This window comes from Halomonas sp. QHL1 (assembly GCF_001882345.1).
In the GTDB taxonomy this organism is placed as follows: Bacteria; Pseudomonadota; Gammaproteobacteria; order Pseudomonadales; family Halomonadaceae; genus Vreelandella.
This window is the reverse complement of sequence record NZ_MINL01000001.1, coordinates 3,434,548-3,460,070: the sequence shown is the minus strand read 5'-3', so window position 1 is coordinate 3,460,070 and position 25,523 is coordinate 3,434,548. Positions and strand designations below refer to the sequence as shown.

At 57.2% G+C, this 25,523-nt stretch carries 24 protein-coding genes; 14 read left to right on the top strand and 10 right to left on the bottom strand.

Annotation, left to right across the window (positions count from 1 at the left end; genetic code table 11):
- Window positions 1–50: 50 nt before the first annotated feature.
- Genes QHL1GM_RS15875 through QHL1GM_RS15860 form a run of 4 tightly spaced genes read right to left on the bottom strand, consistent with a single transcriptional unit; the run spans window position 51 to window position 4,006 of the window.
- Complete coding sequence (locus QHL1GM_RS15875) at window positions 51–2,051, bottom strand: ATP-dependent DNA helicase RecQ (RefSeq protein ID WP_071695327.1); 2,001 nt, start codon at window positions 2,049–2,051, stop codon at window positions 51–53.
- A gap of 28 nt (window positions 2,052–2,079) precedes the next feature.
- Window positions 2,080–2,298 carry a DUF1653 domain-containing protein gene (locus QHL1GM_RS15870; RefSeq protein WP_071695326.1) on the bottom strand — a complete coding sequence of 73 codons (219 nt, stop codon included), beginning with the start codon at window positions 2,296–2,298 and terminating at the stop codon, window positions 2,080–2,082.
- Window positions 2,295–3,221 (bottom strand): tRNA cyclic N6-threonylcarbamoyladenosine(37) synthase TcdA, encoded by a 927-nt coding sequence (gene tcdA / locus QHL1GM_RS15865; protein ID WP_139245622.1) that lies wholly within the window; start codon window positions 3,219–3,221, stop codon window positions 2,295–2,297. The genes QHL1GM_RS15870 and tcdA overlap by 4 nt, the downstream gene beginning before the upstream one ends.
- 11 nt (window positions 3,222–3,232) lie before the next feature.
- The gene (locus QHL1GM_RS15860; protein ID WP_071695324.1) at window positions 3,233–4,006 is read right to left on the bottom strand and encodes a pseudouridine synthase; all 774 of its coding nucleotides are present in this window, start codon (window positions 4,004–4,006) and stop codon (window positions 3,233–3,235) included.
- A gap of 163 nt (window positions 4,007–4,169) precedes the next feature.
- On the opposite strand from QHL1GM_RS15860, the gene sodC reads away from it, so the two are divergent.
- Both sodC and QHL1GM_RS15850 read left to right on the top strand, forming a co-directional pair.
- On the top strand, window positions 4,170–4,706 hold the full coding sequence (gene sodC, locus QHL1GM_RS15855; protein ID WP_071695323.1) for a superoxide dismutase family protein: 537 nt from the start codon (window positions 4,170–4,172) through the stop codon (window positions 4,704–4,706).
- A gap of 185 nt (window positions 4,707–4,891) precedes the next feature.
- Complete coding sequence (locus QHL1GM_RS15850) at window positions 4,892–6,367, top strand: carbon starvation protein A (RefSeq protein WP_071695322.1); 1,476 nt, start codon at window positions 4,892–4,894, stop codon at window positions 6,365–6,367.
- A 111-nt stretch (window positions 6,368–6,478) separates the two neighbouring features.
- Here QHL1GM_RS15850 and bfr read toward each other — a convergent pair whose 3' ends face one another.
- The 5 genes from bfr to lptF form a co-directional block, all read right to left on the bottom strand.
- On the bottom strand, window positions 6,479–6,961 hold the full coding sequence (gene bfr, locus QHL1GM_RS15845; RefSeq protein ID WP_008959829.1) for a bacterioferritin: 483 nt from the start codon (window positions 6,959–6,961) through the stop codon (window positions 6,479–6,481).
- A gap of 205 nt (window positions 6,962–7,166) precedes the next feature.
- Window positions 7,167–7,373: a bacterioferritin-associated ferredoxin gene (locus QHL1GM_RS15840; protein ID WP_071695321.1), complete on the bottom strand. Its 207-nt coding sequence runs from the start codon at window positions 7,371–7,373 to the stop codon at window positions 7,167–7,169.
- 158 nt (window positions 7,374–7,531) lie between these two features.
- Window positions 7,532–8,005: an RDD family protein gene (locus QHL1GM_RS15835; RefSeq protein ID WP_071695320.1), complete on the bottom strand. Its 474-nt coding sequence runs from the start codon at window positions 8,003–8,005 to the stop codon at window positions 7,532–7,534.
- A 67-nt stretch (window positions 8,006–8,072) separates the two neighbouring features.
- Window positions 8,073–9,137: an LPS export ABC transporter permease LptG gene (lptG, locus tag QHL1GM_RS15830; protein ID WP_071695319.1), complete on the bottom strand. Its 1,065-nt coding sequence runs from the start codon at window positions 9,135–9,137 to the stop codon at window positions 8,073–8,075.
- Window positions 9,137–10,216 (bottom strand): LPS export ABC transporter permease LptF, encoded by a 1,080-nt coding sequence (lptF, locus tag QHL1GM_RS15825; protein WP_071695318.1) that lies wholly within the window; start codon window positions 10,214–10,216, stop codon window positions 9,137–9,139. The genes lptG and lptF overlap by 1 nt, the downstream gene beginning before the upstream one ends.
- A gap of 146 nt (window positions 10,217–10,362) precedes the next feature.
- On the opposite strand from lptF, the gene QHL1GM_RS15820 reads away from it, so the two are divergent.
- The 3 genes from QHL1GM_RS15820 (at window position 10,363) to QHL1GM_RS15810 (ending at window position 13,678) form a co-directional block, all read left to right on the top strand.
- Window positions 10,363–11,883 (top strand): leucyl aminopeptidase, encoded by a 1,521-nt coding sequence (locus QHL1GM_RS15820; protein WP_071695317.1) that lies wholly within the window; start codon window positions 10,363–10,365, stop codon window positions 11,881–11,883.
- A gap of 168 nt (window positions 11,884–12,051) precedes the next feature.
- Window positions 12,052–13,167, top strand: coding sequence for a branched-chain amino acid aminotransferase (locus QHL1GM_RS15815; protein ID WP_071695316.1), 1,116 nt, complete (start codon window positions 12,052–12,054; stop codon window positions 13,165–13,167).
- A gap of 79 nt (window positions 13,168–13,246) precedes the next feature.
- Window positions 13,247–13,678, top strand: coding sequence for a DNA polymerase III subunit chi (locus QHL1GM_RS15810; protein ID WP_071695315.1), 432 nt, complete (start codon window positions 13,247–13,249; stop codon window positions 13,676–13,678).
- Between the two features lie 63 nt (window positions 13,679–13,741).
- Here QHL1GM_RS15810 and QHL1GM_RS15805 read toward each other — a convergent pair whose 3' ends face one another.
- Window positions 13,742–14,212, bottom strand: a complete 471-nt coding sequence (locus QHL1GM_RS15805) for a Spy/CpxP family protein refolding chaperone (RefSeq protein WP_071695314.1) — start codon at window positions 14,210–14,212, stop codon at window positions 13,742–13,744.
- A 162-nt stretch (window positions 14,213–14,374) separates the two neighbouring features.
- Here QHL1GM_RS15805 and QHL1GM_RS15800 point away from each other — a divergent pair, with 162 nt between their 5' ends.
- The 9 genes from QHL1GM_RS15800 (at window position 14,375) to QHL1GM_RS15760 (ending at window position 25,475) form a co-directional block, all read left to right on the top strand.
- Window positions 14,375–15,550 carry an MFS transporter gene (locus QHL1GM_RS15800; RefSeq protein ID WP_071695313.1) on the top strand — a complete coding sequence of 392 codons (1,176 nt, stop codon included), beginning with the start codon at window positions 14,375–14,377 and terminating at the stop codon, window positions 15,548–15,550.
- A 135-nt stretch (window positions 15,551–15,685) separates the two neighbouring features.
- Window positions 15,686–18,532, top strand: coding sequence for a valine--tRNA ligase (locus tag QHL1GM_RS15795; protein WP_083571042.1), 2,847 nt, complete (start codon window positions 15,686–15,688; stop codon window positions 18,530–18,532).
- 79 nt (window positions 18,533–18,611) lie between these two features.
- Complete coding sequence (locus QHL1GM_RS15790) at window positions 18,612–19,454, top strand: alpha/beta hydrolase (RefSeq protein ID WP_083571041.1); 843 nt, start codon at window positions 18,612–18,614, stop codon at window positions 19,452–19,454.
- A gap of 86 nt (window positions 19,455–19,540) precedes the next feature.
- Window positions 19,541–20,581, top strand: coding sequence for an aminoglycoside phosphotransferase family protein (locus QHL1GM_RS15785; protein ID WP_071695311.1), 1,041 nt, complete (start codon window positions 19,541–19,543; stop codon window positions 20,579–20,581).
- Window positions 20,582–20,612: 31 nt separating this feature from the next.
- Entirely contained in the window at window positions 20,613–21,857 is a 1,245-nt protein-coding gene (locus QHL1GM_RS15780) for an ABC transporter substrate-binding protein (protein ID WP_071695310.1), read from the top strand.
- 3 nt (window positions 21,858–21,860) lie between these two features.
- Entirely contained in the window at window positions 21,861–23,534 is a 1,674-nt protein-coding gene (locus QHL1GM_RS15775) for an ABC transporter permease (protein WP_071695309.1), read from the top strand.
- Window positions 23,535–23,544: 10 nt separating this feature from the next.
- Complete coding sequence (locus QHL1GM_RS15770) at window positions 23,545–24,183, top strand: ATP-binding cassette domain-containing protein (protein ID WP_071695308.1); 639 nt, start codon at window positions 23,545–23,547, stop codon at window positions 24,181–24,183.
- Window positions 24,170–24,871, top strand: coding sequence for a TIGR04283 family arsenosugar biosynthesis glycosyltransferase (locus QHL1GM_RS15765; RefSeq protein WP_254795320.1), 702 nt, complete (start codon window positions 24,170–24,172; stop codon window positions 24,869–24,871). Before QHL1GM_RS15770 ends, QHL1GM_RS15765 begins: the two co-directional genes overlap by 14 nt.
- A complete protein-coding gene (locus QHL1GM_RS15760; protein WP_071695306.1) occupies window positions 24,861–25,475 on the top strand; it encodes a TIGR04282 family arsenosugar biosynthesis glycosyltransferase in 615 nt (204 codons plus the stop codon). The genes QHL1GM_RS15765 and QHL1GM_RS15760 overlap by 11 nt, the downstream gene beginning before the upstream one ends.
- Window positions 25,476–25,523 lie beyond the last annotated feature (48 nt).

The following is a 25,523-nucleotide window of genomic DNA, read 5'->3' as shown; positions in this document are numbered from 1 at the left end:
AGTGCTTCAGCGTAGACAATGATCGGCCTTATGTGTAAACACAGTACCTTTTAGCGTTCCACATATCCCGCCGCCCACTCACGCACCTGTGGATAGCCGCGCTGTTCAAAGACCGCGAAGCCGTTAAGGCTTCGCGCTTTGAGCGGGGTAAACACCGGCATGGTTAAGCCGCACAAAAAGTGCGCCACCCGCTGGGCATTGGGCGGCTGGCCGAGCTGTTCGGTGTGGCGCTCAATCAATGGTGTGGCGTAACGCTGAAAATCAGCGTCAGAGAGTGAGGGAGGAAGCGGCGCATCTGGAAGCCGCACGCTGTTTCCATAGCACACCGAGCAGTGACCACAGCGGCCCTGCTCGGCATTGGATGGTGTATCAAAAGTACTATCGCCAAAGTGCTCGGCTAGCCGCCGCGTCAGGCAGCTCTCCGACTCAAACAGCGCCAGCATGGCCTGCAGTCGCTCAATCTCTATCCGTTCCCGATTCAGGCAGTCGTCGTACAACTGGCTCGCCAGCGTCTCAATGGCAAAATTCGGCTTGGACACTTCGTAGACATCGGTCATCCGTTTGCCTTCCAGGGTCAGCCAGCCCTTATCTTGAAAGTACTCAAGGGCGGTAATGACGCGAGCGCGGGAGCCATCAATCTGCTGCGCCTGCCCCGCCTGGTGTAGGCGGTCAAAATCCACCGTGCCCCAGGTGCGTGCGATGGGAATATTATCGACTAAAAGCCGCACAAAGGTCGCCCGTTCACCTTCAAAACGGTTTACCAATTCACTAGGCTCGAGATGGTAGCGCAGCCGATACTCAGCTAGAAATGCGAAGCGCGGCGCGATAATGCCGTGCATCTCCAGCCGCACCAACAGCGTTTTAAGCGGCAGCGGGCGGATATTGGTATCCCGGGAAAGCGTATTGAGCAGCACCTCCCACTGACGATCCGGCGCTTGGCTTGCCGTAGCGATCTCTTCCAGTAGCCGGTAAATGCCGCCGTATTCGGGAGTATCGCCATAAACAAAGTTTTCCAGTACCCGCAGACCATCCCGCCCGGCCATGGTCAGGCAGGTGGAAGGCAGGCCGTCGCGCCCCGCCCGGCCAATCTCCTGGCTGTAGTTCTCGATCGATTTAGGCAAGTCATAGTGCACCACGTTACGAATATCGCCCTTGTCGATGCCCATGCCAAAAGCAATGGTGGCCACAATACAGGGCGATTCCCCGCCCATAAATTGACGCTGAATCTCGTCCCGCCGCTGGGAATTTAGCCCCGCGTGGTACGCCTGGGCGGCAATACCCTGGGCCACTAGCGCCTTTGCTACGCGTTCGGCAGTTTGCTGGAGGGTAACGTAAATAATCGTCGGCGCTTCGCTACCCGGCTGCATCTGCGGCTTTAGCCAGTCAATCAGCTGCTGTTGGCGATCCTCCATGGCAGGCGCCACCAGTAGCTCCAAATTTGAACGGTAAAAACCGGTGGTGATGACGTTATCCGCTGCGATGGCAAACTTCTCGCCCATATCGGCAATAACGGTGGGCGTTGCCGTGGCGGTGAGCAGCAGGACTTGGGGAATAGCAAAGTCGCGCTGGTAGTCCGGTAGCTTCAAATAGTCGGGGCGGAAGTTATGCCCCCATTCAGAGAGGCAGTGGGCTTCGTCGACCACCAGCAGCGATATCTGAACCTGGCGTAGAAAGTGCCGAAAGCGCTCGTTCTTGAGCCGCTCCACCGAGACCATCAATATTTTAAGCTCGCCGCTTTTGGCGCGCTCCATGACATCCCGGGTGGTGTCGCGGTCTTGGGTAGAGTCAATACTAGCCGCTGCCACGCCGTGGCGGGCCAGAAAAGCGAGCTGATCCTGCATAAGCGCCAGCAGCGGCGATACCACCAGGGTTAAGTGCGGCAAATGCAGTGCCGGGAGTTGATAGCAAAGTGACTTTCCCGCGCCTGTGGCGAAAATAGCCGCCGTGGAGTGCCCCGCCAACACCCTGGAGACCACCGCCTGCTGCCCGCCACGAAAGTCGTCAAAACCAAATACGTCTTTCAGCGTTTGCTGCGGTGATATAGGGGGCATGAATACTCCTTGATAGCGAAATTCCGGCTTAAAACGCTTTCTCCAGCGCAAAGCGCGACTGGGTGTGACCTTCTTTAGTCACCGTTTCAACAAACATGTCGAGCGGGCGCACCCAGAGGCCGTATTCACCGTAAAGGGCGCGGTAGACTACCAGAGGCTCTTCGCTTTCGCTGTGCTGGGCAGTGCCGAGCACTTCGTAAAGGCTGCCTTTGTAGTGGCGATAAATACCGGGAACGGGGGCGCTCATTGGCTCTCCTCTTGAGTGGCGTTTGCGGCGGCTGGCTGGTTGGCTTTTTTGGCGAGGCGTTCGAGCACCTTTGAAGCGGCGACAAAACCAAACGTGCCGGTTAAAAAGGTTGCCGCACCAAAGCCCGAAGCGCAGTCCAACCGCGTGGCATCACCACTGCCGGGCTTTTGCAGGCAGACTTCACCGTCGGCGCCGGGATAGATCAACTGCTCATCGGAGTAAACGCACTCCACCGAGAAGCGCCGTTTGGGGTTGCGGGAAAAGCCGTAATCCCGACGCAGCCGCGAGCGTACTTTGGATAGCAGCGGGTCGTGCTCTGTGCGGGTGAGATCCGCTACTTGAATGCGCGTTGGGTCGGTTTGTCCACCGGCCGCACCGGTCACGGTGATGGGCATTTTGCGTCGCTTGCACCAGGCGATCAGCGCGGCTTTGGCAATCACGCTGTCTATGGCATCCACCACGTGATCAGCATCATCGGGGATACGCTCGGCCAGGTTGGTGGGGGTCACGAAGGCAGTGTCCGCCACAATCTCGATTTCCGGGGCAATCAAGCGGCAGCGCTCGGCCAGCACATCAACCTTGGGCTGACCGATAGTACCATCCAGCGCGTGGAGCTGGCGGTTAACGTTGGAAACGCAGACGTCATCCAGGTCTATCAGCGTCAGCTTGCCAATGCCCGAGCGTGCCAGCGCCTCTACCGTCCAGCTCCCAACCCCACCGACACCGACCACCACCACGTGGGCATGGCGAAACGCATCAAATGCACGCTGACCGTAGAGGCGACGAATCCCACCAAAGCGAAAGTCATAATCACTAGAAACATTGTTGTTAGAAACTAAGTCATTAGAAACTGAGTCGCTAGCAACTGAGTCTGCAGAAGGAGGTTTCACGTTAGCCGTGGACATTGGAGAGGTTGAGGGCATAGCAGATTCACTCATAGCGCTTGAAGGGCTGAAGGCGTGGTGTGAGGCGGTGTGCGCACGCTATCCAGCGGCAAATGACCCGCCCAGCCAAGCTGATTAAACAGCGCGATCATGGTGTCATCCAAGGCGCAGCTCAATTGCACACGCTTGTCTAACAGGGGATGGTCAAAGGCCAAATAGGTTGCGGCGAGCAGTAAGCGTGGCGCGCCCATCTGGTCGGCAAAAAAGCGGTTGTGGACACTTTTACCGTGCTTGGCATCTCCAATAATCGGATAGCCCCGCCGCGAGAGGTGACGGCGAATTTGATGGCGGCGCCCGGTCATCGGCCGCGCTTCGACCAGCGAATAGCGCGCCACCGGATAGCGGTCGACTTGCACTGGCAGCTCAACGCTATCTAGGCGGCGAATATCGGTCATCGCCGGCATGGCTGGCATTTCCGCCTTGGGGCGTGTGCCGTCCTCCTCCCGCAGCGGGTAGTCCAAACGTTCGCTTTCCGGCGCTTTACCGCGCACCACCGCCAGGTAGCGCTTCTCCACCTGCCGCTCACTAAACGCTTCGCTGAGCAGGCCAGCCACTGTTGAAGATAGCGCAAACACGATCACCCCCGAAGTCGGTCGATCCAGCCGGTGAACGGGATAGACCCGCTTGCCAAGCTGGTCGCGTAGGCGCTGAAGTAGAAATTCGGTTTCACCACGCGCCAACGCCGAGCGATGCACCAAAAGCCCTGCCGGCTTATGCACTGCAACGAGGTGCTCATCCTGGTAGAGGATGTTGAGTGGCGTCATAACGATCCCCGGTTAAAGCTAACAATCTAAATAGGGCGCCATTGTCGCGGCTTGGCCATGAGATGTCATCAACTGGATAAGGTGGCGAAGTCCACCCTAGACGGCTACCTTGAATGGGCAACGCTGCTACAGCGTTTCCATGGATTCGGAAGGAGAATACTCTATGCGCTATTCAACACCACTTACCGCTATTGCTGCCTCGTTACTGCTCGCCACGTCGGCGGCGCATGCGAATGAAACGCTTGATGTGGAGATGCATAAAGTCAGCGCCGAAGGAGTTGAAGAGTCGATTGGTACCGTATCCCTGGAGCATACGGATCATGGCTTATTGCTGACACCCTCGCTTACGGATCTTGAACCCGGTGTTTACGGTTTTCACGTCCACCAGAACGCCAGCTGTGAACCTGAAGAGAATGACAGCGGTGAAATGACCGCTGCGCTATCTGCAGGTGGCCACTATGACCCCGAAGAGACCGGCACGCACCAAGGTCCTTACGGTGAAGGTCATTTAGGCGATCTGCCGGTGCTAACCGTTAATGAAGAGGGCGAAGCCAATCTGCCCGTTCTTGCCCCGCGCCTCAGCATGGAAGATATGCCGGGTCGCAGCCTGATGATTCATGAAGGTGGCGATACCTACAAAGATGAGCCCCACCTGGGCGGCGGCGGCACCCGGATGGCCTGCGGCATCGTTGAGTCTTAAAATTTGCCGTTGCTAAACGATAAAATGGGCAGCCATTCGGCTGTCCATTTTTTTGCTTACAACCCACTAAAGTCTAACTGTGATTTTATAGTGCTTATCTGTACATTCAGCCCGGCTAAAGAAGTGCCTGCTTGCATGCTCATCGGCATGCTCGCCCATTCCCCTCACTGCTCTAGGTACCTTAGATGATCACCTTTATCGTATCGATCCTGCTGCTGATAGCGGGCTACTTTACCTATGGGAAATTCGTTGAGCGCGTCTTCGTGACTGACCGCAAACGTCAGACGCCCGCTTTCAGCATGCGCGACAACATCGACTACGTGCCGATGAACACCACGCGTAACTCGCTCATTCAGTTATTAAACATTGCCGGTGTCGGCCCTATTTTTGGCCCAATTCTCGGCGCGCTGTATGGACCGGTGGCGTTTATTTGGATTGTGGTCGGCTGCATTTTTGCCGGCGCCGTGCACGATTACCTGACCGGCATGATCTCGATCCGCAACCACGGCGCTCACTTGCCACAGCTGGCAGGCAAGTTCCTGGGTAAAGCAATGAAGCACGTGGTCAATGGCTTCGCCATTCTGCTGCTACTGTTAGTCGGCACGGTTTTTGTCACCTCGCCTGCGGCGCTGCTGGCCAATATGACCTCACTGTCGCTAACGCTGATCATCGTCGCTATCTTTATTTACTATCTGATTGCCACCCTACTGCCGATTGATAAGGTCATCGGTCGTATCTACCCTTACTTTGGTGCCCTGCTGCTGTTCAGCGCGGCGGGTATCGGTATCGGCTTGATCGTTACTGGCGCTCCGATTCCCGAGCTCTCGTTCCAGAATATGCACCCCGACGCTGCACCGATTTTCCCGCTGCTGTTTTTAACCATTTCCTGCGGCGCGCTTTCCGGTTTTCACGCCACCCAAACGCCGATCATTTCGCGCACCACGCAAAACGAAACCAATGGCCGCAAAATTTTCTACGGCATGATGATCACCGAAGGCATCATTGCGATGATCTGGGCGGCCGCCGCCATGAGCCTGTTCTACGGCGACCAGTCGCTTTCCGATGTACTGGCTGCCGGTGGCCCTGCCGCGGTAGTAAGTGAAGTTTCTACCACCATGCTCGGCGCTGTAGGCGGCACCCTGGCGGTACTCGGCGTTATTGTGCTGCCGATCACCTCGGGCGATACCGCTTTCCGCAGTGCACGGATGATCATCGCCGACTACATCAAGATCGATCAAAAGCCGATTATGAAGCGCGTCATGGTCGCTCTCCCGCTGTTTGTGGTGTCTTACGCGCTAACGCACATGGACTTCACCCTGCTGTGGCGCTACTTCTCCTGGGCGAACCAGACCACCGCCGTCATCGCCCTATGGGTAGGTACCATGTACCTGGTGCTGTCGCGTAAGCCTCACTGGATTACCTCAATCCCCGCCACCTTTATGACCATGGCCACGTTTACCTACTTAGCCTATGCGCCGATCGGTTTTGGTCTGCCGCTGCAGCTAAGCTATGTGGTGGCTGCGCTAGGCACGCTCCTTTGCATTGCGCTGTTTATGAAGCGTGTACGCCGCTTGAGCCGCACAACCTTTGCCGTTGATGAGCCTGTAACATCAGCGCTCGCCGCTGGCAAAACAGGTGATAGGCTGGCCACTAGTTCGTAGTGCGATGAAGGTTGAGTACCAGCAATAAAAAACGGGCAGCCTATGGGCTGCCCGTTTTGCGTTGCGCTAATAGCTGAGCTAAAAGTCAGCTAACAAATTGGCTAAAGCGTTTTACTCTTCGCCTGCCATTTGCATCTGGCGCTGCAGGTAGTTCTGAATACCGACCTGCTCAATCAGTTTGAGCTCAGTCTCGATATGGTCGATGTGACCTTCTTCGTCGGCGAGCAGATCGCGGAGCATATCGCGGGTAACGTAATCTTTAACGCTTTCGCAGTAAGTGATGGCTTCGATATAGTCGTTGCGGCCATCGTGCTCGATTTTAAGATCGCTTTCGAGCATCTCTTTGACGTTTTCACCGATGTGCAGCTTGCCCAGGTCTTGCAGGTTGGGAATGCCTTCAAGGAACAGAATGCGCTCAATGATCTTGTCAGCGTGCTGCATCTCTTCGATGGATTCATCGTATTCCCATTTGGCTAGCGCTTTCAGGCCCCAATCTTTGTACATTTTGGCGTGCAAAAAGTACTGATTAATCGCGACCAGTTCGTTACCGAGCGCCTTATTGAGATGCTCGAGAACTTTAGTATCACCTTTCATAACGTCACCTTATCTACTGTAATGCTGATGTATATGCCAATGGTTAAGCTGGCCTTTAAATAACGCGATCAAGCAGTTACGTTTGGAGAGAAGTATAGACGTGTATAGCTATACTCCCAGCTTTCCAGAGAGTATAGATAAGGTATTCAAAAGTTCAAGCAAATCATATATTTGCTAAAGATAACCCTAACAATAGTGATTCGCGTCACACGGCGTAAGCAAGGCCCATATCGGCTTCTTGGCGTGCTTCATGAACGGCATCGCGGGTAATAGATTTAGCGTAGCACGCGCACTTACCGCACTGCGTTGCGCAGCCGGTTGCTTCGCGTACTTCTCGCCAGCTGCGCGCTCCGTCGCTAACGTGCTGGCGAATCTGATGGTCGGTTACTCCCTTGCACACGCAAACGTACATGGCGACACCTCATAAAAGTCATGAGATGAATGTAAATGATTCGCATACATCTTATCAAGTAGAAATGACTGCTTTTTGTTATCTATTCGTCTTAACCAACAAAAGCACCACCATAAGATGTTGTCTCAGCGCTACTTTTCGGCTCACGTCAGTAAGAATTATTTTTTCGGCAAAACCACCGTGTGCGTCTTGGAAACAATATCCGGCCAGCTACGACGCTGTTTATCGAACAACACCCATAAGTAGCCCAAACCAAACGCCAATAGCGAGAGCCATGCTACCGCGCAGCGGATAAGGCACTGCTTTAAGTTCAATGAACGCCCCTCTTCCGTTTGCACCCTTAATCGCCAAGCCTGCATGCCCAAGGTCATACCCCCACGCGACCAGGAAAAAACGAAAAAAAGTGTGACAAAAAACACCAGCATAAGACGCAGACTCCAAATATCACCGGGCGTAGTGCCAACCTCTTCGGGCTGTTGGCCAAGCACATAGCGGAAAAAAACCATATGCGCGACCGTGACCGCGATCCAAATCGCGGTGACTAAGAAGCCGTCGTACAGCATGGCGCCCAGTCGTCGGCCAAGGCCCGCTGGCCATACGCTATCCAACTGAGTAAAGCGTCGTGTTCCCATCGTTTTTCTCGGCTCCTGGTTGGCTGTTTTGGATAATCATCGGCCGTAGTAGCTCGCCGTTGCGGCATTAACCGTTGCGACGTAGGAAGAAGATCCCGACCCCTGCACACGCCAGAGTCGGCACCAGCACAGCCCAGACGGGTGAAAAGCCAAAAATCGTCGAGGCGGGCGCCAGCAGATCCTGAACGTACTTAAAGGTAAGCCCGGTGATAACGCCGTAAAACACCCGGGTGCCTGCAGCCACGGTGCGCAGGGGACCAAACACAAAGGAGGCAGCAATTAGCACCAGCGACCCCATGGTGAGTGGCATCAGCATCTTCTGCCAAAAATAGAGCAGCGCTTGGTCATTCTGCAGGCCCTGACCTTCAAGGAACTGTGCATAAGCCCAAAGTTCGCTGGGTGCCTGACTCTCAATATCGCGCAGCAGCCGCTCTAGTTGGGTGGGCGTAAAGGAGGTTTCCCAGTCCAAGCTTGCGGCTTGGTCAGACTCGGTATGATCATCAAAAATGCGCGTGGTAGTGACGTTTTCCAAACGCCAAGCATCGCCCTCCCAGCGAGCACGCTGGGCGTAGGTGGCTTCGACTAGCTGCTGCTCATCAAAACGGTAGCGGGATAATTCAAGCACGATATCATCCGCACGAATCGCCCCGAAACGGTAGACGCTGTCGCCCTCAATCTGCCAGCCACTGCGGCTGGTTAGCATGGTCCCTTCGCCCTGGACTTTTTCCAGTCGCCACGCCTCGGCATACTGCTCGGTGCGCGGGCTGACATACTCGGCGACTAACAGCACTACAACCACTACGACTAGAACTGGCTTCATCACTCCCCACAAAATCCGCGCCAGGGAGCGGCCAGCGGCGCGCATGACGGTAAGCTCGTTGCTGGAAGCCATGCTGCCCAAACCAATCAGCGCCCCGATCAATACCGCCACCGGGGCGTACTGATAGAAGCGCCAAGGTGTACGCATTAGCAAGTAAAGGAGTGCATCTAAGGCCGTATAGCCTTCCTGTACATCACCTAAATCATCGATATAGGCGATGGTAATATCCAAGCCCAATAGCACGAACTGAACGACGATAATGGCCGCCAGCACGTTGCGGGCAATATAACGGTCGAGACGGTCAAGCACCATTAGCGCATCCCCTTGTGTTGCGAGCGCCATAGCAATAATAGGCCCAGCCCTAAAAACAGCCCATGCACTGGCCAAACGCCCAGCATGGTGGGCCAAGTACCGCTGCCAATCGCATCAACTACCGCAAGCAGCAGGCTGAGATAGGCGACGTATAAAAATACGGCAGGTAGTAGCTTGCCAAAACGCCCCTGACGGGGATTAACCCGTGAAAGTGGCTGCGCCAATAAGGCCAATACAAACACCATCAGTGGCAGCCCGGCCCGCCACTGCCACTGGGCTTGGGCACGGGGGTTGGGATTATTCCATAGCGCGGCCGTGGTGGCGTACTCCAGTGAATCAAGCTCCTGTCGGTCGCGACTCAAACCCAGGCGCAGCGTGTAGCGCTCAAACGTGAGCCGCTCGGCGCTCTTCTCGCCAGGCGTCACCCCGTAGCGCTCACCGTCATCCAACACCAGAAAACGGCTACCGGTTTCGAGGCGGGTTTCCTGATAACCCGATACCGCGCGGGTAACGAAGTCGTGGGTGCCTTCGTCGCCCGGCTGGTTCTGTTCGTGCACCAGCACGTCTCGCATTTCTGTGCCGTCGCTAGAGAAGCCGCCTATATACGCGGTACGGCCACCGCCGAACTCTTGAAAGCGCCCTGGGGCCAGGACGGAAACATCCAGGCGGCTACGCTGCTCTTCCAGCGCAGTCTCGGTTTGCAGCGCCCCAAAAGGCGTCAGCCATAGACTACAGATACCGACCAGCACCGCGACGACGCTGGCGGGCAGCAGGGTCACTTTCAACAGCCGCGTGGGGCTCATCCCGCAGGCGACCATCACGGTGATTTCGCTGTTCATATAGAGCTGCCCGTAGGCGAGCAGGATGCCTAGAAAAAACGACAGCGGTAGGATCAATTCCATAAAGCCAGGCAGGTGAAACATCATCAGACTACCTAACATGGAGACAGGGATATCGCCTTCCGCCGCGTCCGAAAAATAACGGATAAAGCGGCTGCCCATGATCACCAGCAGTAGAATGCCAGCGACCGCTGACATGGTGAGTAACACTTCGCGAGTTAGATACCGAAATAAAATCAACGCGCTCTCCGGCTAGTCGTGCAGGATGCCATGCAATAAGCGCATGGCTTGGGTACACTAATCAAACTATTCACAGTCCCTTTTCAAAATCAAAAGCAACGGGGCATTATCCCGAATCCCTCGATGCTTGTCTTGTTGGAGACGTCATGGAATTTTCCGTTCAGACCGCGAACCCAGCCAAAGCTGAAACACCCTGCCTCTTGGTACCGGTTTTTAAAGGGGGCGATCTATTACCCACCGTCGCCAAACTGGACGACGCCAGCGAGCGCCTGATCGGCCAGTTACTGGAGCGCGGCGACTTTGACTCAGCGCTGGGCAACGTGCAAATGGTACCCTTTGCACCGGGCCTGGGCACCGAACGCATCTTACTGGTGGGCTTGGGTGAGCGCGAAAAATGCCAGGAAGCGGCCTTTATCAAGGCGCTGGATGCGGCCATGACCGCGCTGGTAAAGCTGCCCATCGATGAAGCCAGCGTCGTATTTGGCGATGTTCCGCTGACTGACCGCGATGCGGCCTGGAAAGCACGCAAGGTAATGGAAGCGGCCGAGCGGGCTATTTATCGCTTCGACCAGTTCAAATCATCGCCTGCACCGGCCCCCAGCCTTGCCAAGCTGACATTAATGATCAGCGATGCTGATGCTGTGCCCCAGGTTAAGCAAGGTGCGTTAGTGGGCAATGCTATTGGCCAAGGCATCAACTATACCCGCACCCTGGGCAACCTGCCCGCTAACATCTGCACGCCCCGCTATTTAGCAGAGCAGGCGCAGCAACTGGGCCGCGACTCAAAAGGCGCGCTTGAGGTCGAAATTCTCGATGAAGAAGCGCTGGAAGCCTTGGGCGCAGGTTCGCTGCTCTCTGTAGGTCGTGGCAGCAAAGAGCCAACACGCCTGATCGTTATGAAGTACCAGGGCGCCGAAGAAAGCGAAGAAGCGCCCCATGTATTGGTAGGCAAAGGCATTACCTTTGATACCGGCGGCATTTCGCTCAAGCCCGGCGAAGGCATGGACGAAATGAAGTTCGACATGTGCGGCGCCGCCAGCGTATTCGGCACCGTCAAAGCGGTGTTGGCGATTAAACCCAAGCTCAATCTGGTATTTATCGTTGCCGCTGCGGAAAACATGCCCGACGGCAATGCCACCAAGCCTGGCGATATCATCAAAACCCTTAAAGGCCTGACCGTCGAAGTGCTCAATACCGACGCGGAAGGCCGCCTGGTGCTGTGCGATGCACTCACTTATGCCGAGCGCTTTACCCCGGCCAGCGTGGTGGATATCGCCACTCTCACCGGCGCCGTGATTGTGGGCCTGGGCCACCACGCTACCGGGCTGCTCTCCAACGACGACGACCTGGCGCTGGATCTGCTGGATGCGGGCGAAGCCGCCTGGGATCGCGCTTGGCACCTACCGCTATGGGACGAGTATCAAGAGCAGCTTGAATCCAACTTTGCCGATCTGGCCAATATTGGCGGCCGCCCGGCGGGCACGATTACCGCCGCATGCTTTTTGTCGCGCTTTGCCGATCACTTCCCCTGGGCGCACCTGGATATTGCCGGTACCGCCTGGCACTCCGGCAAGCAGAAAGGCGCCACCGGCCGTCCTGTGGGGCTGCTAACCCAGTACCTGCTTGATCGTGAAACAGACGCGCAAGTAGAAAAGAGCGACACCTAATATCACAACGCGTCATCAACGGTTGCCTTTCAGCGCGGCAACCGTTAAACCTGAACATATCAAGGTGCAGCGGGCTAACACTCGCTGGGCCTCTATCGCTATCAACTTATCGTCAATAACACCCAACCGTCCTGCTAACAGAGTCGGTTCAAGCGGAGAGTAACAGCCGTGCCCACTGCCAGCTTTGAAACGAGTTTTGAAACCCTGCCATCCAATCAACCGATGGCCGATGAAATACGTGACAATATTCTTAAAAATCCCGGCTTTGGTCGCTACTTTACCGATCATATGGCGCACATCCGTTGGACTGGCGATGCTGATTGGCACGGACATCAGGTGCGCCCCTACGGCCCGCTAACCCTCGACCCTGCTGCCTCTGTACTGCACTACGGCCAGGAGATTTTTGAGGGCATCAAAGCCTATCGCCATGCCGACGGCTCTATCTGGACATTCCGCCCAGAGAAAAACGCCGAGCGTTTTCGCCGCAGTGCCCGCCGCTTGGCACTGCCAGAGCTTTCCGATGAAGACTTTATTGGCTCACTGAAAGCGCTATTGGCGCAAGACCACGCCTGGGTGCCAACGCCTGCCAGCGCTTCTGACGAGTGCAGCCTCTATCTACGTCCGTTTATGATCGCCTCGGAAGCGTTTCTGGGCGTACGTCCATCGCAGGAAGTCGATTACTACGTGATCGCCTCTCCGGCGGCGGCGTACTTTAAAGGCGGCGTTGCCCCGGTTTCGATCTGGCTCTCCTCGAACTATAAGCGCGCTGCCCCCGGTGGGACCGGCTTTGCTAAATGTGGCGGTAACTACGCCGCTTCATTAGCCGCGCAGAAAGAGGCCGAAGCCCATCAGTGTGGTCAGGTTGCGTTTCTTGATGCCGCTGAAAACAAGTGGGTGGAAGAGCTCGGCGGTATGAACCTGTTCTTCGTCTTCAAAGACGGTCGCTTGGTCACCCCGCGCCTGACCGACACCATTTTAGAAGGCGTGACGCGCAATTCTGTCCTCACGCTGGCCAAAGATGAAGGTCTGACGCCGGAAGAGCGCGCTATCAGCATCGACGAGTGGCGTGAAGGCGCGGCGTCTGGCGAGATCACCGAAGTATTTGCCTGCGGCACCGCTGCGGTCATCACCCCGGTGGGCGAACTGGTCAGCGGGAACGAGCGTATTCGTCTCACAGCAGATAACAACAGCAATGAGGTCGCCATGCGCATCCGGACCAAGCTACTCGATCTGCAGTACGGCCGCAGCGAAGATAAGTACGGCTGGCTAACCAAGCTGGTGTAACGCTAGGGCTTACCCCACATACCGCCGCATTTTATGCGGCGGTGTTGTTTCTGGAACCGACTTACCTGGTGGAACCGCCATGGCGCGCATTGATTTCTACATTTTGCCCGATACAACCTTAGAAGCGCGTTTGCAGTTTGCCTGCAAGCTCGCCGAAACCATCTGGCGCAAAGGCTACCGCCTGCATTTGCATTGCGAAGATAAAGCCCTCGCCGAGCAGGCCGATAACGCGCTGTGGAATTTCCGCCCGGACGCCTACCTGCCCCACGCATTAGAAGATAGTGAAATGGCCAACAGCGTACCGATCACGCTAGGCTGGCAGCAGTTGCCGGTGCCCAAGGAAGAGACCGCGCTACTCAACCTGCACCCCGATATCCCCGAAGGCGTAGAGCGCTACGCGCGAATTGCCGAGATCATCAATCAGCATCAACAAGTGCTGGTCGCCAAACGCGCCTGCTGGCAGCGCTATAAAGAAATGGGTCATGAGGTCGTGCCGCATAAGTTGGGGTAAATGGCCGGGGAGACCATATACCATAAAGACGTGACCCCGCACTTGGCGGGGCCGTTAACAGAGTTAGCCACCCTGTTGCTGCATCTGCTCCTGCATCTGCTCCTGCATCTGTTGTTGCATTTGCTCTTGCTGCTGAGCCATGGCCTCATCCAGTTGTTCGCGCTGTTCCTGAGTGAATACGCCTTCGATCTGAGACTGTATAATGACGCTTTCAGCGGTCATCTCGGCCGTTAGGTCACCAAGACGCTCCGCGTCCGCACGAATGGAAGCTTCATCGTAATCGGGCTGAACCTGCTCGCCGAGTTGCTGTTGCAACTGCTGGGCTTCCTGCTCCTTGCCACTGATTTCATCTTGCATCTGGGTCAAGAGGTTGCTCATCTCTTCTTTCTGGCCTTCATCCAGATCCACCATTTCGTCGAGTTGATTAACTTGGTCATCGACACTGGGGGTGCCACCACCCATTTGTTGGGCCATGGCGGGAACACTGAATGCCAGTGCTGCGACTGCCGGAACGAAAAGCTTAGCTACGTGCATAAAAACTCCAATTACTTACAAATTTGTATTTCCTGCCCGACAAAATCCTGACGGGTCTTGTGGTCCGACACTGCTGTTTTCAAAAAATTCGTCGTAACGGTAAATTGTTGATTACCATAAGCGGGTCCTTGCCGCGCTATTCGCATCCATGGAGACGTCAACGTGCTCACGCGCTACCCTTTAGCCGTTATTGTTATCGCCCAACTGTTTGGCACCTCACTGTGGTTTAGCGTTAATGGCGTTGGCTTGGCGCTTCAGGAGGCACTAGGCCTAAGCGAAAGCGATTTAGGTCTGCTCACCATCGCCGTTCAGGCCGGGTTTATTAGCGGCACGCTGCTGATCGCAACCACCGGCATTGCCGACCGCATTCGTGCCAGCCACCTGTTTGCGATCTCCGCTGTTCTCGGCGCGCTGATCAACGCCGCCTTTATCGGCGTCGCCGAGAGCGTGACGTTAGCTGCTGTTGCGCGCTTTGCGACAGGGCTCTGCCTGGCGGGTATCTACCCGCTGGGTATGAAGCTGGTGGTGAGCTGGACACCCAGCCACGCCGGGGCGGCGTTGGGCTGGCTGGTGGGTATGCTCACCCTGGGTATCGCCTCCCCGCACCTGCTACGCGGTTTAACACTGAATTTACCCTGGCAGTGGCCACTGCTGCTGGCCTCACTGCTGGCGTTGGTCGCCGCGCTGATGATTTTCAAACTGGGCGTTGGCCCCCACCTCCCGGCGACCGCCAAAAGCGGACGGCCTTGGGCGGGTTTAGCGGCGTTCAGGCAGCCCCGTTTTCGTGCCGCTGCGCTGGGTTATTTCGGCCACTGCTGGGAACTGTATGCGCTGTGGGCGCTGGTGCCGTTTCTGGTCGCCCGGGAACTGGAGCGTTTGGGCGCTTCAAACAGCGCTCAGCCCTGGCTAAGTTTTGCGGTGATCGCGTTGGGCTTACCGGGCTGCGTGCTCGCAGGCAAATGGAGCCGCCACATCGGCAGCGACCGAGTGGCCTGCATAGCATTGGCAACCTCAGGTGCGCTCTGTTTGGTTTATCCCCTGTTGGGCGGCGCCTCGCCCTGGCTGCTGCTGACACTTCTCGGATTATGGGGCGTTAGCGTTATTGCCGACTCCGCGCAGTTCTCTGCGCTGGCCAGCGCCACGGCTCCACCCGAGCGGCTAGGGGCGGCGCTGGCGATGATGAATGCTATTGGTTTTGGGTTGACCATTCCTTCCATCGCACTGGTCACCTCGCTATGGTCGAGCCAGTCGCTGGCGGTCATTTGGTGGCTATTGCCAGGGCCCATCCTCGGGCTTATCGCCATGCGCGGGTTTTCTGCCCATAAACAGTTCTCATAAACACATCGCATAAGTACTTTGCACCCACAATAGAGCGTGAGTAGCCCCTGACGACCACGGCCCTTACGCGGTATACTCACGCCCATTAACTTATGCACTTATTCACATTTCTCGCCAGCCGTGAGCCAACTCTCCATGGAAAAGACCTACCAACCCGAACAGATCGAAACCCGCTGGTACGAGCGCTGGGAAGCTGACAACCGTTTCGCTCCCTCCGGCCAGGGCACGCCTTTTTCGATCATGATTCCACCGCCCAATGTGACCGGCAGCCTGCACATGGGCCATGCGTTCCAGGACACCATCATGGATACCTTGACGCGCTGGAAACGGATGCAGGGCAATAACACCCTGTGGCAGGTAGGCACCGACCACGCCGGTATCGCCACGCAGATGCTGGTGGAGCGCAAGATTGCGGCTGAAGAGGGCAAGACCCGCCACGACCTGGGCCGCGATGCGTTTATCGACAAGGTGTGGGAGTGGAAACACGAGTCCGGCGGCCATATTACCCGCCAGCTGCGCCGCATGGGCGCCAGCGTCGACTGGTCTCGCGAACGCTTCACCATGGACGACGGCTTCTACAAAGCGGTGCAGGAAGTGTTTGTGCGCCTGCATGAAGAGAAGTTGATTTATCGTGGCAAGCGCTTGGTCAACTGGGATCCGACGTTACACACCGCCATTTCTGACCTGGAAGTGGAGAACAAAGAGCAGCAGGGCAGTTTCTGGCACTTCCGCTACCCGCTGGCGGACGGCGTCAAAACCGACGATGGCAAAGACTACCTGGTGGTCGCCACCACCCGCCCGGAAACTTTGCTGGGCGATACCGGCGTGGCAGTTAACCCGGAAGATGAACGCTACGCCTCACTGGTCGGCAAGTTTATCGAGCTGCCTCTGGTCGGACGCCGCATTCCAGTAGTCGCCGACGAGCACGCCGATATGGAGAAAGGCTCGGGCTGTGTCAAGATCACCCCCGCTCACGACTTCAACGACTACGAAGTCGGCAAGCGCCAGAATCACCTGCTGATCAATGTCTTCTCCAAAAACGCGGCGATCCTTGAAAGCGCTGAGATTTTCGATCTTAAAGGCCAGCCCCAGCCGGACGAAGATGCCAGCCTGCCCGCCAAGTACGCAGGCCTCGACCGCTTTGAAGCACGCAAGCAGATCGTGGCCGACATGGGCGCCCTGGGCCTGCTGGAGCAAGTCGAAGCCGTTAACAACACCCTGCCTTATGGTGACCGTTCCGGTGATGTCATCGAGCCGCTGCTCACCGACCAGTGGTTTGTGGCCGTGGAGTCCCTCGCCAAGCCCGCTATCGAAGCGGTGGAAAATGGCGATATCCAGTTCGTGCCCAAGAACTACGAGAACATGTACTTCGCCTGGATGCGCGACCTGCAGGATTGGTGTATCTCCCGTCAGCTATGGTGGGGCCACCGCATTCCGGCCTGGTACGACGCCGAAGGTAATGTCTACGTTGCCCGTACGGAGATTGAAGCGCGCGAGAAGCATGAGCTAGGCCCCGATATAACCTTGACGCAAGATGAAGACGTACTCGATACCTGGTTCAGCTCGGGCCTGTGGACGTTCGGCACCCTCGGCTGGCCAGAAGAGACGCCGGAGCTGGAGACCTTCCACCCCAGCAGCGTGCTGGTGACCGGTTTTGACATCATCTTCTTCTGGGTTGCCCGGATGATCATGATGACCCTGAAGTTCACCAAGCAGGTACCGTTCAAGACGGTTTACGTGCACGGCTTGGTGCGCGACGGTCAGGGTCAGAAGATGTCCAAGTCCAAAGGCAACGTGCTCGACCCCATCGACCTGATCGACGGCATTACGCTGGATGAGCTGCTCGAAAAGCGCACCGGCAATATGATGCAACCGAAACAGGCCAAAGCGATTGCCAAAGCGACCAAGGACGAGTTCAAGGACGGCATTGAAGCCCACGGCACCGATGCGCTGCGCTTTACGTTCCTCTCCCAAGCCACCACCGGGCGTGATATCAAGTTCGATATGAGCCGCCTGGATGGCTACCGCAACTTCTGCAACAAGCTGTGGAACGCCTCGCGCTACGTACTGATGAACGCCGAAGGCGAAGATTGCGGCACTGGTGGTGAAGAGGTTGAGCTTTCCCTGGCCGACCGCTGGATTATCTCACAACTGCAAAAAACCGAAGCTCAGGTCACCAAGGCGATGGACGAGTACCGTTTCGACCACGCCTCCCAGGCGCTGTATGAATTCGTTTGGAACGAGTACTGCGACTGGTACCTTGAGCTTTCCAAGCCAGTGTTGTGGGACGAAAATGCCACGGTAGAGGCGAAGCGCGGTACCCGCCGCACGCTGGTACGCGTACTCGAAGCGATTCAGCGCCTTGCTCACCCAATGATGCCCTATATCACCGAAGAGATCTGGCAGCGCGTCTCGCCGCTGGCGGGCGTGTATATGGGTGAAAATGCGTCGATCATGCTGCAAGCATGGCCCGAAGCCGACGAAAGCAAAATCGACGACCAGGCCAGCCTGGATATCGAGTGGCTGAAAGGCGTCATCATCGCCGTGCGTAATATCCGCGCCGAGATGAACATCGCCCCCGGCAAACCGCTTGACGTGCTGCTCACCAAAGGCAAGCCCGAAGACGCCGAGCGCCTGGAGAGCAACCGTCGCTTCCTGTCCAAACTCGCCAAGCTGGAAAGCGTTACCTGGCTTGAAAACCCAGATGACGCCCCGCTCTCAGCCACCCAGTTGGTAGGTGATATGGAAATGCTGGTGCCGATGGCGGATCTGATCGACAAAGATGCCGAAATCGCCCGCCTCTGCAAAGAGATCGAGAAGCAAGACAAGCTGATCGGCGGCATCGAGAAGAAACTCGGCAACGACGGCTTTATCGCCAAAGCCCCGGTCGCCGTGGTGGATAAAGAGCGCGGCAAGCTGGCCGAGTTTCAGGCCACCAAGCAGTTGCTGGAAGAGCAGCGGGCTAAGATTGAAGCGTTATAAAGCTCACTCTTAGCTAAACTAAAGACGGCACCCAAGGGTGCCGTCTGCATTTTGCTCATACTAGCCACGAGTCGAATCTATGGCGAACATGATGGCGAAAATACTGCTGTCTCTAGCGATAATCTATGGTCTGGTAGTGGCATTGATGTGGGCTTTCCAGGATCGTCTACTGTACCTGCCTAATGCGGGTCGCGAGCATGCTGCCACCCCCGCCGACCTAGGCTTGGCGTGGGAAGAAGTGACGCTAACCACTGAAGATGACGTGGCCCTTGATGCCTGGTGGATACCCGCCCCAGTGCCCCGCGCCAGCCTGCTGTTCCTTCATGGCAATGCAGGCAATATTTCACACCGGCTGGAGAGTATCGCTCAGTTTCAGCGCCTTGGGCTGTCGGTATTAATCATTGATTATCGCGGCTATGGTCGCAGCGAGGGGAGTCCGTCTGAGGCAGGCACGGCGCTGGATGCTCGCGCCGCCTGGCAATGGCTGCGTGATGAAGCCGAGCAAGAGGCAGGCGAGATCGTCTTATTTGGTCGCTCGCTGGGTGCGGCAGTGGCCGCAGAGCTCGCCGCGAGCCTTGACGAGCAACAATCAACTCCCGCAGCGGTGATTCTCGAGTCACCGTTTCGTTCGGTGCCAGAGCTCGCCCAGCAGCTCTACCCCTTCCTACCCGCCCGTTGGTTTGCGCGCATTGAGTACCCAGTGGAGACCTACGTAACGCGAATATCCGCCCCGCTACTGGTGATCCACAGCCGCGACGACGAGATCATTCCCTTCGCCCAAGGTGAGGCGGTCTACCAGGCAGCCCGGGAGCCCAAGCAACTACTAGAGATCCAAGGCGGTCATAATATCGGCTTCTTAGACAGCGAACCGGCTTACTCCGCGGGAATCGACGCCTTTCTGCGCTCTTACGCCACGCCTTGACCACTTTTTCTTATAAACGGTGTAAGGTTGGTACAAGAACGGCCACTAAGTGGCATCGCTGATTCAGCAACAACACGGACTGCTCTATGCCGACACCAACTGAAGCGCGTTTACAGGCGCTGGCAACCGAATTAAAGCGGGCCGGAATCACCTACCGTGAGCTTACGCCGATGGCGGATACCGGTCTGGCTCACGATCACGTCTGGATTCATCGCGAAGGCGATGACTGGGTGGCGCGGCTACCGAAGCAGAGTCAGATGAACCTGCCGCCTGCAGAGAACCTCGCCTATCAGACCGCCTGTTACCAGCGCTCTAGCCCTGGCGGGCACACGCCAACACTTCACGACACCCTGCCGCCAAGCGAGGCATTGCCCCGGGGCGGGCTGCTGGTCGAAGCTATCCGGGGTCGTTTGGCCAAGTTGCCGGAAGACTTACCCGCCATCGCCGATGCCTTGGCGAGCCTGCATCGCCAACCGCTGCCCAGTGTCGCTAAGCAGGCACCACTGCTTGCGCCTGAAGACCCATGGCAGGCGATGGTCGATGAGGTGCGCCAGCAGGCGAATTGGTTGGGCGACGCCCAGCTTTCGAGCAAAGTCACGCAGCGCATTAAACAGGAATTGGATCTGCTCCCGCCCCGCTTAAGCGATGCTGCCCCTACGCTGATTAGCTTCGACACCCACCCAGGCAACTTTTTAATCCGTGACGATGGCTGTGCAGTGCTCGTGGATTTAGAGAAGTGTCGTTATGGCCTGCCGGGTATCGATCTTGCCCATACCTCGCTTTACACCTCGACCACTTGGGATATCAACAGCCAAGCCGTGCTTTCACTGCGTGAGGTGATTAACTTTTACCGCCGCTGGCAGTCAGCCATGGGCGACTCGCCCGACACGGACACGCTGGTCGCTTGCCGCCGCGCAACCTGGCTCTGGTCCCTAACTTGGTGCGCTAAATGGCGCGCCCAGCACTTAAACGCCAAAGATGCCCAACAGCGCGGTGAAGACTGGTCGGCAGAGCTCACCGACCCCGCGGTGATTGACCACGTGCGCGACCGCGTTGAGCACTACCTCTCGCTGCCGATTATTGATCACGTTCATAGCGAGCTTCAGTGCTTACAAGCCTCCCTATAACGTTTTTATTTCCCTAATACTGAGGTGTGCGATGTCCATTACCCGTCACCCGCTGCATGCGATTTTTTCAACAGCGCTAGCCACAACTATTTCCACAGCGATGCTAGCCTTTACGCTTCCGGCAATGGCCAACCCTGACCCTAGTGATTGGCAAAGTGTGGTAGCAGAAGCCGAAGGCCAAACCGTTTACTGGAATGCCTGGGGCGGTGATACGCGCACCAATCGCTACATCGACTGGGTGGCAAAGCAGATGCAGGCGCAGTACGGCGTCGAGGTTGAGCACGTAAAACTGGACGATACCGGCAGTGCCGTGGCGCGGGTGCTGGCGGAGAAACAGGCGGGTAACCAAGACGAGGGCAGTATCGACCTGATTTGGATCAACGGCGAGAACTTCGCTGCCATGCGCGAAAACGATCTGCTATTCGGCCCCTTTGCCGAGTCGCTGCCCAATTTCGCGCTCACCAACGCGACCGAAAATCCTGAAGTGGTGACCGACTTTACGCTACCCACCGATGGCTATGAATCGCCCTGGGGTAAAGCGCAGATCACCTTCTATTACGACAGTGCCCAAACCGAGACTCCGCCCCAGGATATGCAGGCACTGCTCGCCTGGGCCGAAGCCAACCCCGGCCAGTTCAGCTACCCGCGTATTCCTGACTTCACCGGCAGTACCTTTTTGAAGCAGGCACTGATCGAGCTTACCGAGCAGGATGAGGCGCTTTACCGACCGGTTTCAGAGAGCGATTTCGAGGCCGTGACAGCGCCACTGTGGACCTATTTGGATACGCTGCACCCGCACCTGTGGCGCAGCGGGCGCACCTTTCCCGACTCGGGTCCCCATTTGCGTACGTTAATGAGCGACGGCGAGCTGAGCCTAGCCTTTTCGTTCTACCCCACCGATGCCGCCGTGGCGGTCATGGAGTATGAGCTGCCCGAAAGCGTACGCAGCTACGTGCTGGAAGGCGGCACGCTGGGTAACGTTCACTTTGTAGCGATTCCCTATAATTCGCCGCATAAAGTCGGCGCTATGGCGCTCGCCAATTTCCTGCTTTCACCGCAAGCTCAGGCACAAAAGCAGTCGCTAGCGATGTGGGGCGACCGCAGCGTGCTGGATATCGATCAGCTAGACGGTGAGTCTCAAGCGCTGTTTGAGCGGGGAGATCGCCATCCTTCAGAGCTACCAGCGGACGCGCTGTCTAACACCCTACCCGAACCGCACCCCAGCTGGATGACCGCCTTGCAAGACGCCTGGCTTGAGCGTTACGGCGTTAACTAGGCCATGCTGCGACTGCCCCCGATACTGATCATTGCCTTGCTAGTGCTGCCCGTGGGGTCGGGGCTACTCATGGTTCTGCTGCCAGCATTTGGCTACCTGCCAGCGCTAGGCGGCAATACCTTCAGCTTAGCCCCCTGGCAGATGCTGTTTGCCCAGCCGGGGCTTGAACGTTCAGTGGCGGTTAGCTTTGCCAGCGGGTTGGTGAGCACCGCCGTAGCGCTGGTTATTGTGGTGCTGTTTTTGGCCGCCAGTCGGGGCACCTGGTTAGATCGCGGCATACGACGTTTGGTATCGCCGCTGCTCGCCATTCCCCATGCGGCTATCGCCTTTGGGTTTGCCTTTTTGATTGCCCCATCAGGCCTGATGGCACGTTTGATTTCTCCGTCGCTAACCGGCTGGGAGCGCCCGCCAGATGCGCTGATCATCAACGACCCTTGGGGGCTTTCTCTGATAGCAGGGCTAGTGTTGAAAGAGGTGCCTTTCCTGCTGCTGATGAGTTTAGCGGCGCTGCCGCAGTTAGCACCTGAAAAACGCTTGATACTGGCACGCTCGCTAGGCTATTCACCCACCATTGCCTGGTTAAAAACGGTGCTGCCTTCGCTCTACCCGCTGATTCGCCTGCCAGTATATGCGGTGATCGCCTACGCTTCTTCGGTCGTCGATATGGCGCTGATTCTGGGGCCGACGCTCCCGCCCACGCTGAGCGTGTCTATCTTAAGTTGGTTCAACGACCCCGATATTAGCCACCGCTTTATGGCCTCGGCGGCAGCGATACTGCAGTTAGGGGTCACCATCGCTGCGCTGCTGTGCTGGTGGCTGCTGGAGCAACTGATCAGTATGCTGACGCGTCGCTGGCTGACCGACGGCAGCCGCCAGCGCGGTGAAATTGTCCTACGCATAGTTGGCCGCTCGGCGTTACTGTTTTCGAGTATCACGGCGCTGGCAGCCTTGGTCGGGTTGGGGCTATTTTCCCTGGCCGGTTTTTGGCGCTTTCCAGAGCTGCTGCCGCAGACGCTAACGCTAGATCACTGGCAACGCAGCGGCCCCTCGTTGGTCACACCGCTCATCAATACCGCACTGATTGGCCTGATTTCCACCGCGATTGCCGCAGCGCTGGTGGTAGCAACGCTGGAAAATGAACACCGTCAGCACATCCAACCCAAGCGCGCGTTATGGTTACTCTATTTACCCCTATTAGTGCCGCAAATTGCGTTTCTCTTTGGGCTAATAGTGGCCGCTGAAAGTTTGGGCGTTCGCCCTCAACTGGTTCTGGTTATCGCGGGCCACCTGCTGTTTGTGCTGCCTTATGTGTACCTCTCCTTGGCGGAAACCTATCGCCGCCTGGATCCGCGCTGGCTAAAGGTGGCGCGTTCATTGCGGGTGTCACGTAGCGCCGCGTTTTGGCGGGTTCGCCTGCCGCTGTTGCTCGCGCCGCTATTAACGGCGTTTGCCGTTGGCTTGGCTGTGAGCATTGGCCAATACTTACCCACCCAGTTACTCGGGGCGGGCCGCGTAACTACCGTGACAACCGAGGCAGTCTCGCTTGCCTCTGGCAGTAATCGACGTTTAATCGGTGTCTGGGCATTAGTGCAGGCGGGCCTGCCACTGATTGGCTTTATGCTTGCGCTAGGGCTGCCCCGTTTATTGGGCACCCACCGCCGTGGTCTAGCTACCTAAGAGGAACATTGTGACAGCTTCTTTTTGCGCGCCGCTACGTCTTGAGCAAATCAGCATCGCCCTGTCAGGCCGCGAGTTACTGACAGTGAATGCCACTATTGCCCCCGGTGAGGTACTCACGGTAATGGGGCCTTCTGGGTCGGGGAAATCCACCTTATTGGCGTATATTGCAGGTTTTCTTGACCGTGAGTTCAACGCCAGCGGCGGCGTATGGCTAGGCGAGCACGATTTACTCAGCCTTCCCGCTGAAAAGCGCGGCATTGGTCTGCTGTTTCAGGATCCGCTGCTGTTTCCGCACTTAAGCGTGGGCGGCAACTTGCGTTTCGGGCTACCTCGCCACAGCAAAGAGAAGCGCCAGCAGGTTACTCAAGCGCTTGAACAGGTTGGGCTAGCGGGCTTTGAGGCCCGCGACCCGACCACCCTTTCCGGCGGCCAGCAATCGCGCGTAGCGTTGATGCGTCTGCTGCTTTCCAAGCCTCACGCAGTGCTGCTGGACGAGCCGTTTTCAAAGCTGGATACAGCGCTGCGCCAGGAGATGCGCGCACTGGTGTTTAGCCAACTGCGTGAGGCAGGTCTGCCCGCGCTACTGGTCACCCACGACCACGCTGATGCAGGCGCGGCAGGAGGACCAGTCATTGAGCTCGGCTGAAAAACCTCCCCTCCTCAGCATCGTGATACCGGTGCTTAACGAGGCCGCGGGAATTGAGTCGGCCCTGACGCCGCTGCAACCGCTGCGCATTGCTATACCCATAGAAATCATTGTGGTGGATGGCGGGAGTTGCGATGACAGCGCTCGCATTGCCAAACCGCTGGTGGATTGCCTGCTCAGCAGCCCTGCCGGACGGGCACTGCAAATGAACCTGGGCGCCCAGCATGCCAGTGCGCCCGCACTGCTGTTCCTGCACGCGGATACCCGACTGCCCAAGAATGCCGTTGAGCAGATAACCCAAGCGCTTTCCCGCCACGCCTGGGGGCGTTTTGATATTGAGCTTGCAGGGCGCAGCGGCTGGCTGCCCGTGGTGAGCTGGATGATGAACCAACGCTCACGGCTTACCGGCATCGCCACCGGCGACCAGGGCCTGTTTCTGCGCGCAAGCACTTTCAAAGCAGGCGGTGGTTTTCCCGAACAGCCACTGATGGAAGATATTGAGCTGTCTAAACGGCTCAAACGGGTGTCTCGGCCCGCCTGTTTGAAGGCGAAAGTGGTAAGCTCGGGCAGGCGCTGGGATGCGTTCGGCGCCTGGAAAACCATCCGCCTGATGTGGCGGCTGCGCTACCGCTACTGGCGCGGCGTTAGCGCAACCCAACTCGCCAAGGAGTATCGCGATGCCCGCTGAAACGCCTCATCTACACCTACTAGCCAAAGCCCCGCTAGCGGGGCAAGCTAAAACGCGCCTCTCGCCCCTACTCGGTTTGGAAGGTGCTGCCAACGCCCACGCGGAGCTGGTACGCCACTGCGTCGCTAATGCTTGCAAAGCGCTGTCAGCCGAAAATATCACGCTATGGACGGCGCTTGATCACGCCCACCCGCTGTTTACCGAGCTTAGCGAGACGTTTGGTGTAACGTTAAGCGCCCAGCCAGACGGCGATTTAGGCGCACGGGTTCGCCATGCCCTGAACAGTACCCCAGGGCCAGCCATGCTGATGGGCAGCGATTGCCCAAGCATTACCAGCGCGCTGATAACTACCTGCGCGCACCAGTTGGCTAACTTTGAGGTGGTGATTTTACCCGCTGAAGATGGCGGCTACGGTTTTGTGGGCACTAGGCAAGACTACCCCGCGTTGTTTGAAGATATCCCCTGGGGTACCCAAAGCGTGCTGACCACCACGCAGCAGCGCATTGAAGCATTAGGCCTGCGCGCCGCCTACCCCGCGACTATTTGGGATGTGGATCGCCCCGAAGACTGGCAGCGCTGGAAAGGTTTGCCCGTGTCGATGTAAGGAAACGGGCTCTCTCCTCACTCAGTGACCACCCGATACTTACCTTAT

Coding starts and splice junctions, on each gene's coding strand:
- QHL1GM_RS15875 (WP_071695327.1), bottom strand. CDS start 2,051: ATGCCCCCTATATCACCGCAGCAAACGCTGAAAGACGTATTTGGTTTT.
- QHL1GM_RS15870 (WP_071695326.1), bottom strand. CDS start 2,298: ATGAGCGCCCCCGTTCCCGGTATTTATCGCCACTACAAAGGCAGCCTT.
- tcdA (WP_139245622.1), bottom strand. CDS start 3,221: ATGCCCTCAACCTCTCCAATGTCCACGGCTAACGTGAAACCTCCTTCT.
- QHL1GM_RS15860 (WP_071695324.1), bottom strand. CDS start 4,006: ATGACGCCACTCAACATCCTCTACCAGGATGAGCACCTCGTTGCAGTG.
- sodC (WP_071695323.1), top strand. CDS start 4,170: ATGCGCTATTCAACACCACTTACCGCTATTGCTGCCTCGTTACTGCTC.
- QHL1GM_RS15850 (WP_071695322.1), top strand. CDS start 4,892: ATGATCACCTTTATCGTATCGATCCTGCTGCTGATAGCGGGCTACTTT.
- bfr (WP_008959829.1), bottom strand. CDS start 6,961: ATGAAAGGTGATACTAAAGTTCTCGAGCATCTCAATAAGGCGCTCGGT.
- QHL1GM_RS15840 (WP_071695321.1), bottom strand. CDS start 7,373: ATGTACGTTTGCGTGTGCAAGGGAGTAACCGACCATCAGATTCGCCAG.
- QHL1GM_RS15835 (WP_071695320.1), bottom strand. CDS start 8,005: ATGGGAACACGACGCTTTACTCAGTTGGATAGCGTATGGCCAGCGGGC.
- lptG (WP_071695319.1), bottom strand. CDS start 9,137: ATGGTGCTTGACCGTCTCGACCGTTATATTGCCCGCAACGTGCTGGCG.
- QHL1GM_RS15820 (WP_071695317.1), top strand. CDS start 10,363: ATGGAATTTTCCGTTCAGACCGCGAACCCAGCCAAAGCTGAAACACCC.
- QHL1GM_RS15810 (WP_071695315.1), top strand. CDS start 13,247: ATGGCGCGCATTGATTTCTACATTTTGCCCGATACAACCTTAGAAGCG.
- QHL1GM_RS15805 (WP_071695314.1), bottom strand. CDS start 14,212: ATGCACGTAGCTAAGCTTTTCGTTCCGGCAGTCGCAGCACTGGCATTC.
- QHL1GM_RS15795 (WP_083571042.1), top strand. CDS start 15,686: ATGGAAAAGACCTACCAACCCGAACAGATCGAAACCCGCTGGTACGAG.
- QHL1GM_RS15790 (WP_083571041.1), top strand. CDS start 18,612: ATGGCGAACATGATGGCGAAAATACTGCTGTCTCTAGCGATAATCTAT.
- QHL1GM_RS15785 (WP_071695311.1), top strand. CDS start 19,541: ATGCCGACACCAACTGAAGCGCGTTTACAGGCGCTGGCAACCGAATTA.
- QHL1GM_RS15780 (WP_071695310.1), top strand. CDS start 20,613: ATGTCCATTACCCGTCACCCGCTGCATGCGATTTTTTCAACAGCGCTA.
- QHL1GM_RS15775 (WP_071695309.1), top strand. CDS start 21,861: ATGCTGCGACTGCCCCCGATACTGATCATTGCCTTGCTAGTGCTGCCC.
- QHL1GM_RS15760 (WP_071695306.1), top strand. CDS start 24,861: ATGCCCGCTGAAACGCCTCATCTACACCTACTAGCCAAAGCCCCGCTA.